The organism is Aeromonas sp. HMWF017 (assembly GCF_003061465.1).
Lineage (GTDB): Bacteria > Pseudomonadota > Gammaproteobacteria > Enterobacterales > Aeromonadaceae > Aeromonas > Aeromonas veronii.
This window is the reverse complement of the sequence record NZ_QAJD01000043.1, coordinates 21,097-30,080: the sequence shown is the minus strand read 5'-3', so window position 1 is coordinate 30,080 and position 8,984 is coordinate 21,097. Positions and strand designations below refer to the sequence as shown.

The 8,984-nt window shown below is 59.9% G+C and carries 8 protein-coding genes; 5 read left to right on the top strand and 3 right to left on the bottom strand.

The features are described from left to right. Positions 1-545 (bottom strand): LysR family transcriptional regulator (locus tag DBR30_RS03830; protein ID WP_181363478.1); only part of this gene is annotated, 545 nt, incomplete at its 3' end. A 100-nt stretch (positions 546-645) separates the two neighbouring features. Here DBR30_RS03830 and DBR30_RS03825 point away from each other — a divergent pair. From DBR30_RS03825 to DBR30_RS03810, 4 genes are all read left to right on the top strand, one after another. Next, positions 646-1,662, top strand: coding sequence for a zinc-binding alcohol dehydrogenase family protein (locus tag DBR30_RS03825; protein ID WP_108588193.1), 1,017 nt, complete (start codon positions 646-648; stop codon positions 1,660-1,662). A gap of 537 nt (positions 1,663-2,199) precedes the next feature. Continuing rightward, positions 2,200-3,078 (top strand): 50S ribosomal protein L11 methyltransferase, encoded by an 879-nt coding sequence (gene prmA / locus DBR30_RS03820; protein ID WP_005349476.1) that lies wholly within the window; start codon positions 2,200-2,202, stop codon positions 3,076-3,078. A gap of 202 nt (positions 3,079-3,280) precedes the next feature. Beyond that, positions 3,281-4,258, top strand: coding sequence for a D-2-hydroxyacid dehydrogenase family protein (locus DBR30_RS03815; RefSeq protein ID WP_108588192.1), 978 nt, complete (start codon positions 3,281-3,283; stop codon positions 4,256-4,258). Between the two features lie 66 nt (positions 4,259-4,324). Further along, positions 4,325-4,879, top strand: a complete 555-nt coding sequence (locus DBR30_RS03810; protein ID WP_108588191.1) for a sugar O-acetyltransferase — start codon at positions 4,325-4,327, stop codon at positions 4,877-4,879. Between the two features lie 382 nt (positions 4,880-5,261). On the opposite strand, the gene DBR30_RS03805 is transcribed toward DBR30_RS03810, so the two are convergent. Then, positions 5,262-5,810, bottom strand: coding sequence for an NAD(P)H nitroreductase (locus DBR30_RS03805; RefSeq protein WP_042080611.1), 549 nt, complete (start codon positions 5,808-5,810; stop codon positions 5,262-5,264). A gap of 114 nt (positions 5,811-5,924) precedes the next feature. Continuing rightward, entirely contained in the window at positions 5,925-7,964 is a 2,040-nt protein-coding gene (locus tag DBR30_RS03800) for an NADPH-dependent 2,4-dienoyl-CoA reductase (protein WP_108542586.1), read from the bottom strand. Between the two features lie 208 nt (positions 7,965-8,172). On the opposite strand from DBR30_RS03800, the gene DBR30_RS21580 reads away from it, so the two are divergent. After that, on the top strand, positions 8,173-8,984 hold an 812-nt coding region (locus tag DBR30_RS21580), incomplete at its 3' end, for a S49 family peptidase (RefSeq protein ID WP_258224268.1).

Here is an 8,984-nt window from a genome sequence, read left to right as displayed (position 1 = left end):
TGTTGCGGCATGCCGTGGGTCGCCAAATAGGCGGGCGCCGCCACCAGATGGCGCGCCACCTGACCGATGCGCCGACAGATGAGGCTGGAGTCTTTCAGCGGCGCCGCCCGCAACGCCAGATCGTAACCCTCCCCCACCAGATCGAGCTGTTCATCACTCAGGGTCAGCTCCAGCACTACTTCGGGGTAAAGCGCACGAAACTCGGCAAGGATCCGGCCAAGCAGCAGGGTGCCGGTCGCCTCGGGGGCGGTGATCCGCACCCGACCAGCCGGTGCCGATCGCAGCCTTGCCATCGCCAGATTGGCGCTGCGAGCCAGCGTCAGCAGTCCCTGACAATGCTCCACATAGACCTCCCCCTGCGGGGTCAGGCTCAACCTGCGAGTGGTGCGCTGCAGCAGCCGCACGCCGAGCTGAGCTTCGAGTCGCGAGATCTTCTGGCTTACCGACGATTTCGGCATCCCCATCAGCTCGGCCGCCCGGGTAAAGCTCCCCTGCTCCACCACGGTGGCAAACAGTCCCATCAACTCCAGATCGACATTGTTCATATATTCAAACAGTCTTTACCAATTACCCATCTTAATCAGGATAATTAACCAGACTAGAGTGAGTGGCAATCCCGAACACACCGATTTGAAAGGAATAACCATGAAAGCCATTGCCCTGACTCACTATCTGCCGAGTGACCATCCCGACTGCTTTATCGCCGCCGAGCTGCCCGACCCCACGCCGGGCCCGCGGGACCTGCTGGTGCGGGTCAACGCCACCTCCATCAATCCGGTCGACACCAAGGTGCGCGCCCCCAAGGCCAAGGTCGAAAACAGTCCGCGCGTGCTGGGTTGGGATGCGGTCGGTGAAGTGATCGCCACCGGCAGCGAAGTCACCCTGTTCAAGGCGGGCGACCGGGTCTGGTATGCCGGCGATATCAGCCGCCCGGGCAGCAACAGCGCACTGCAACTGGTGGATGAGCGTATCGCCGCGATCGCCCCCACCAGCGTGAGCGATGTGGAGGCCGCCGCCCTGCCGCTCACCGCCATCACCGCCTGGGAGACCCTGTTCGAGCGCTTCGCTCTTACCCGCGAAAGCCGTGGCAAACTGCTGATCATCGGCGGCGCCGGTGGCGTGGGCTCCATCGCCATCCAGCTGGCCCGCCAACTCACAGGTATGGAGGTGATTGCTACCGCCTCCCGCCCCGAGAGCCGCGAGTGGTGCCTCGAGATGGGCGCCCATCAGGTCGTAAACCACCACAAGTTGCAGGAGGAGCTGACCGCCCTTGGCATCACTCAGATCGATGCCATCTTCTGCACCAACGCCACCGCCGAGCACTGGGCCACCATGGCAGGGCTGATCCGCCCATTTGGCCATATCTGCACCATCGCCGAATCAAGCGAGCCGTGGGATCTCTCCCTGCTCAAGAGCAAGAGCGTCACCTTCAGCCAGGAGTTCATGTTCACCCGCTCCCTGTTCCAGACGCCGGACATGATCGAACAGCACCGCCTGCTCGGCCGGGTGGCGGCACTGGTCGATGAAGGGGTATTGCAGACCACCCTGACCAGAACCATCCCGTCACTGACCCCGGTCACGCTGGCTCAGGCCCATGCCGAGGTGGAAGCGGGCCGCATGGTAGGCAAGCTGGTGATCGACATGAGCGGCTTTGCCAACTAGGCCCTCAAACGCACCATGATGGGATAAGTTAACCAAGGAGATGCCCCAAACGGGCACAACCAGCGGCACTCATGACTGCCTGTGGCAGGCCAACGTCCGACAATCAGCCAAAAAAGAGGCCATTTCGCGAGAAATGGCCTGAATACCTGAACATTGGGGTAACAATCACACACATATCCTTATGCAGGACATATTAGTCTTTGCATCTGGCGTGCCAACAGCAGCATGAATGCGCCAAAACGGCGTCAGCCCGTCCTTGAGCAAGGTGCCAACCTTGCTCTTTTTTTATCTGGCAGACTGTTTACCAGGCAAGCAAGTGCAGATAAAAAAATGCCACCCGAGGGTGGCAGTGAAAGATGACGGAACTTGAGCAAAGCGTTCAGCGAAAACCGGTCGTCTTCGCCTGCATAGTGCAATACAGGAACCGTGCCAATCCGGCAAAAGCCCCCGTATCCCTCCACGTCATGGGCAAACCACGACAGCACTGCCCCATGATGGTAGAATCTCGCGGTTTCACATTTATGAAGAGTCGACGCCATGCCCTGGATACAAATTCGAATCAACGCCACTGCCAAGACCGCAGACAAGGTGAGCAACATGCTGCTGGGGCGTGGAGCCCAGGCGGTGACCTTTATGGATGCCAAGGATGTGCCCGTCTATGAACCCATGCCCGGTGAAACCCCGCTCTGGGGCGAGACCGAAGTGATGGGTCTGTTCGATGCCGAAACCGATCCGGCCCCCACCATCGCCTTCTTCCAGCAGATCTTCGGCGAAAATGTCGGCTACAAGGTCGAGCAGCTGGAAGACAAGGATTGGGTGCGCGAGTGGATGGATCACTTCCACCCGATGCAGTTTGGCGAGCGCCTCTGGATCTGCCCGAGCTGGCGCGATGTGCCGAACCCCGATGCAGTCAACGTCATGCTGGATCCGGGTCTGGCCTTCGGTACCGGTACCCACCCCACCACCGCCCTTTGCCTGCAGTGGCTGGACGGGCTGGATCTGGCCGGTAAAACCGTGGTCGACTTTGGCTGTGGCTCCGGCATTCTCGGCATCGCCGCCCTGAAACTGGGTGCCGCCCGCGTCATCGGCATCGACATCGACCCGCAAGCCATTCAGGCCAGCCGCGACAACGCCGCGCGCAACGGCGTTGCCGACCAGATTGAGCTCTATCTGCCAGCCGACCAGCCGCAAGATGTCGAAGCGGACGTGGTGGTTGCCAACATCCTGGCCGGCCCGCTGCGCGAACTGGCACCGCTGATAGCCGGCCACGGCAAGCCGGGCAGCCTGATGGCCCTCTCCGGCGTGCTGGAAAGTCAGGCCCCGGAACTGGAAACTATCTACGGCCAGTGGTTCGAGATGGACCCGACCGCCGTCAAGGAGGAGTGGTGCCGCCTCTCCGGCCGCAAGCACGGCTAAGCGCGGGCAACATAGACGCCAACATCATGCCATCAGGGCTCCCATTCGGGGGCCCTGATTGTTTTGGCCTGTCGGGCTCTTCCCGGTCCGTGGACATGGGCTTGATCGCCCTCCCTTCTGATTGTGTTCGTTTGAAAACAACAGACACCTTTTATTCCGGTAAGATAGCGGTCCGAGCCAACGCAACCGAGAAGGATTTCTTATGCGGATTGCCATTCTGGATGACTATCAGGATCAGGTGCGCCACCTCCCCTGCTTTGCCCTGCTGGCGGGTCATGACGTCACCATCCTCAACCAGAGCGAACCCGATACAACGCGCCTTGCCGCCCTGCAGGAAGGAATGGAAGCACTGGAGCTGACCCGCGAGCGTACCCGCATCGACGAACAGCTGCTGATACAGCTTCCCACCCTTAAACTCATCAGCCAGACCGGCAAAGTCAGCCAGCATATCGACCCGACACTATGCCAGCAGTACGGCGTTGCCGTGGCAGAAGGGATTGGCAGCCCTATTGCTCCCGCCGAGCTCTGCTGGGCGCTCATCATGGCAGCCTCCCGCCATATACCTGTTTACAGCCAGGCGTTAAGCCAAGGCCAATGGCAGCAATCTGGTGACCTCGGTTTGGAACGCACGCTGCATGGGCTGACGCTCGGCATCTGGGGCTACGGCAAGATAGGCCAGCGGATCGCCCGCTATGGCAAGGCATTTGGCATGTCGGTACTGATATGGGGCTGTGAGGCTTCGCGCAGGCAGGCCGAGCTGGATGGCTATGCCTGCGCCTCCAGCAAGGAGGCTCTCTTCAGTCAAGCCGATATCCTCACGCTGCATCTGCGCCTGAGCGAGGCAACCCGCGGCGCTGTTACCCGAGCAGACCTGGCCCGCATGAAAGTTGACGCTCTGCTGGTCAATACCAGCCGTGCCGAACTTATCGAGCCGGGCGCCCTCTATGCAGAGTTCAGTAACCATCCTGAGAAACGGGCCGCGCTCGATGTATTTGACATCGAGCCGGCGACACTACAAAACGAGCCCCTGCTGCGCCTGCCCAACGTATTGGCGACACCTCATCTCGGCTATGTGGAGCAAAATAGCTACGAACTCTACTTTCGCGTGGCGTTCGAGAATGTGCTGGCCTTTGCCGAAGGCAGACCTGCCAACCTGGTTCTGCCCACATCGGGTGGGTGATCACGTTACTTCTGCAGTATTGGCGCCAATATCCAAATCCCTGACAGATAAAGGAAAGCAACCTTCATGAGCGAATACCAGAAGATGATTAGCAGCCAACCGTACAACTGCATGGCACCCGAGCTGGCCCAGTTGCGCCGGGAGGCGGCCCAGCGCTATCGCCGTTTCAATCAGGCGGAAGATGAGGCTGAGCAGCGGGCACTACTGGCGGAGCTGATTGGCGAACTGGCAGAGAACGCCTTTATCTGCCCGCCCCTCTACTGCACCTATGGCCGCCACATCCACCTGGGCAAGGACTCCTACATCAATATGGGGGCGACCCTGCTGGACAATGCCCCTATTCGCATCGGCGCCCATGTGATGATTGGGCCAAACGTGCAGATCTATACCGCAGCCCATGCACTGGAGGCCGACGAACGGATTCAGGGCACAGAGACGGCGCTGCCGGTCACCATTGAAGACAAGGTCTGGATTGGGGGCGGCGCCATCTTGCTGCCCGGCGTCACCATAGGGCGGGAGGCGATCGTCGGCGCGGGTGCCGTAGTCACCAAAAATGTACCGGCCGGTACTCGGATTGTCGGCAACCCAGCCCGGATCCTGCCAGCCAAAAACAGGGCATAAGGCAGCCAACCGGGTTGTATGCCGATACCGCCATCAACTCACAACAGCCCCGATACCCCATAAAAAAATAAAGCCCAATGTCACGAAGACGTTGGGCTGTTAAAAGGTGCTACGGAATTGCGACTCTCATCGCAGAAAAATTAGAAGGAGTGCCCTTCTAAACTGGCAGGGAGATATTAGCGAATGCGCAAACGTTTTACATAGTGAAATACAACAGGATTGCGAGGTACATCGCACTATTTAAATAATTACCTGCTATGGCGCGCGAAGCCTCTTTGACCCATTTATTTTCCCCAATTTCTCTGGTTACTATTCACGGTTAAACAGAAAAGCCCCGATTTCTCGAGGCTTTGCTTCTCTCAACCGCAACATGGCCGAAAAGTCAGAAACGGCGGACAAACTCATCGAGCGGCAGTTCGCGCAGTTTACGCGCTTCCAGCATGGGGGTGCCGAGGTAGAGGAAACCCACCAGCTGATCCTCTGCCGCCAGTCCCAATCCCTTGTTGATCTGCTCATCGAAGATAAACCAGCCGGAGCGCCAGATACCGTTGAAGCCCTGCGCCTGCGCCGCCATCTGCATCGCCATCAGGGCACAACCGGCAGAGAGCTCCTGCTCCAGTTTCGGCACCTTGGGGTGATCCTGATAACGGGTTGCCACAGCGACGATCAAGGGCGCCCGCAGCGGCGCTTCGCTGCACTTCTTGATGCTCTCTTCATCTTCGCCACGGGCACGGGCCGCCTCGGCCAGCAGCTTGCCCAGCCGCTCACGCCCCTCCCCTTCAAACAGAATGAACTGCCAGGGGGTCAGGGTGCCGTGATCCGGCGCGCGCAAGCCCGCCTTAAGGATATTGTCGAGTACCTCACCGCTCGGGGCGGGATCGGCGAGACGGCCACAGGAGTGACGATTGAGCAACAGGGTGAGGGCATCCATGGGCAATTCCTTCTCTGGGGCAATGATGGCGCTACCTTAGCACAGCACCGAATGAAGAAAACCCCTGAGGCTCAGGGGTTTATCGCACTATAAAGGACAAGAGGGCACAGTTGGCTAGATGATCGCAGCCAGCTCGGCCCCTTGCCGGATGGCGCGCTTGGCATCCAGCTCGGCAGCCACGTCGGCTCCGCCGATGATGTGCACCGGCTTGCCTGCCGCCTGCAACCCGGCCTGCAGCTCTTTAAGGGGCTCCTGCCCGGCGCAGACGATCACCTGATCCACCGGCAGACACTGCTTGGTCTCGCCCACCTGAATGTGCAAGCCCTCGTCATCGATCCCCAGATATTGCACCCCGGAGAGCATCTGCACCTTGCGGTTCTTGAGCACGGTACGGTGGATCCAGCCGGTGGTCTTGCCAAGTCCGTCACCCACCTTGCTCTCCTTGCGCTGCAGCAGCCAAATCTGGCGCTCGGGGGCGTCGATTTCAGGAACCGTAAGGCCACCGCGCTCGCCAAGCTGTTTGTCGATGCCCCACTCCTTGAGCCAGTGATCACGGTGCCCATCGGCATCCGTCTCCACCTTCTTCTCGACCCTTTTCTCCACAAGGAATTCGGCCACATCGAATCCGATGCCGCCGGCACCGATCACCGCCACCTTCTGGCCGACCGGTTTGTGATCCCGCAATACATCGAGATAACTCATCACCTTGGGATGTTCGATCCCCGGAATATTGGGAGTGCGCGGACGAATACCGGTAGCGAGGATCACCTCGTCAAAACCACCGCCGAGCAGGCTCTCGGCACTCTGGCGCTGGCCCAGATAGAGCTCGACGCCGCACTTCTCCAGCCGTTTGGCGAAATAGCGCAGGGTTTCGTGAAACTCCTCCTTGCCCGGGATCTGCTTGGCGAAGTTGAACTGGCCGCCGATTTCGCTGGCCTGATCGAACAGGCTCACCTGATGCCCGCGCTCGGCGGCGTAACAGGCGAACGCCAGGCCAGCCGGGCCCGCCCCCACTACCGCCAGCTTCTTGGGCTGGGGCACGCGGCCAAAGGTCAGCTCGGTCTCGAAACAGGCGCGAGGATTGACCAGACAGGAGGCGCGCTTCTGCTTGAACACATGGTCAAGGCAAGCTTGATTGCAGGCGATGCAGGTGTTGATCTCGTCCGCCCGATTTTCGGCCGCCTTGATGACAAATTCGGGATCAGCCAGGAAGGGGCGCGCCATGGAGACCATATCCGCCTCGCCACCCGCCAGAATCCGCTCGGCCACCTCCGGAGTGTTGATCCGGTTGGTGGTAATAAGTGGCACGGTGAGGTGTTTTTTCAGCTCGGCGGTGACCCAGCTGAAGGCGCCGCGCGGCACGCTGGTGGCGATGGTCGGAATGCGCGCCTCATGCCAGCCGATGCCGGTGTTGATGAGGGTCACCCCCACCGCTTCCAGCGCTTTGCCAAGGGCAATCACCTCTTCCAGGGTCGAGCCTTGCTCCACCAGATCCAGCATGGAGAGGCGGAAGATAATGATGAAGTCGGTGCCGACCCGCTCACGTATGGCACGAACAATCTCCACTGGGAAGCGCATCCGGTTTTCGCTGCTGCCGCCCCAGCCATCGGTGCGCTTGTTGGTGCGCTCGCAGATGAACTGGTTGATGAGATAGCCTTCCGAGCCCATCACCTCGACGCCGTCATAACCGGCCGCCTTGGCCAGCGCTGCTGTAGCCGCGAAGTCGCGAATGGTGCCGCGGATCTGTCGCTCGCTCATGGCGCGTGGCTTGAACGGGGAGATGGGTGCCTTGAGGGCACTCGGCGCCAGACTGAACGGATGATAGGCGTAACGGCCGGCATGGAGGATCTGCAGCGCAATCTTGCCCCCCTCCTGATGCACGGCGCTGGTCACCTTCTTGTGCTTGCTCACCTGCCAGGGAAAGCTCAGCTGGGAGCCGTGAGGTACCAGCCGACCGCGCAGATTGGGGGCAATGCCGCCGGTGACGATAAGGCCAACGCCACCGCGGGCGCGCTCGGCATAAAAGGCGGCCAGCTTGTCAAAACCGCCCTTCTCCTCTTCGAGGCCGGTATGCATGGATCCCATCAACACACGGTTGCGCAGCTGGGTAAAACCAAGGTCGAGCGGGGTCAGCAGGGTCGGATAGCGGCTCACGATGCCTCCAGTTAATTTTTTGTTATCAAACTGAGGCTAGAGTAAAGAATCGAAAATTCTTTTTCAAACAAATGTTTGGACAATTTTTCAGCGAACAGCCGTGCCCTGAACGAAGATAGACGGGATCCGCCAGTCGGAAATGGCAATTTCGCCCGCAACTGGTTAATAATGGCTCTTCTCTACCCATTAACAGGGCGATAACGCGACTATGTCTATTTTCAAAGGTCTGGGTTGGTTGTTCCGCAGCCTGTGGCGCCTGCTCAATTTCACCCGGCTGATGCTGGTCAATCTGCTGTTTCTCATCGTAGTGCTGGTCATCGTCTTCAGCGTCAGCCAGAAAGAGGCACCCAAGGCGCCCATCGAAGGGGCGCTGACCCTCAATCTCAACGGCGTGCTGGTGGAGCAACGCTCCCAGACAGATCCCACCGTACAACTGCTGCGCCAGATGGACAGCAGCGACGAGCAGTCGAGCGAGATCGTCCTCTCCGACCTGCTGTGGGCCATCAAGAGTGCCAAGGATGACGAGCGCATCAAGGCGCTGGTGATCAAGCCGCAAGGGCTGCAGGGAGCCAACTTCACCAAACTGCAGGAGGTAGCGAGCGCCATCGACTCCTTCCGGGAGAGCGGCAAACCGGTGATCGCCATGGCTGACTTCTACACTCAGGGGCAATACCTGCTGGCGGCCCACGCCGATCACGTGCTGCTCAACCAGAGCGGCGCCGTGGTGATCGAGGGGCTTGGTGTCTACCAGACCTACTTCAAGTCGGCGCTGGAGAAGCTCAACATCACCCCGCATGTATTCAAGGTCGGCACCTACAAATCCTTCGTCGAGCCCTATACCCGCGACGAGATGTCCCCCGAGAGCAAAGAGGCGAACCAGCGCTGGCTGGATCAGCTGTGGCAGTCCTATGTGGCTGACGTAGCCGAGCAGCGGGAGATCGAACCCGATGCGGTCGCGCCGGGCAAGGATCGCTTCCTCGAGCTGCTGCGCAAGGCCGGTGGCAATGCCGCCAACTACGT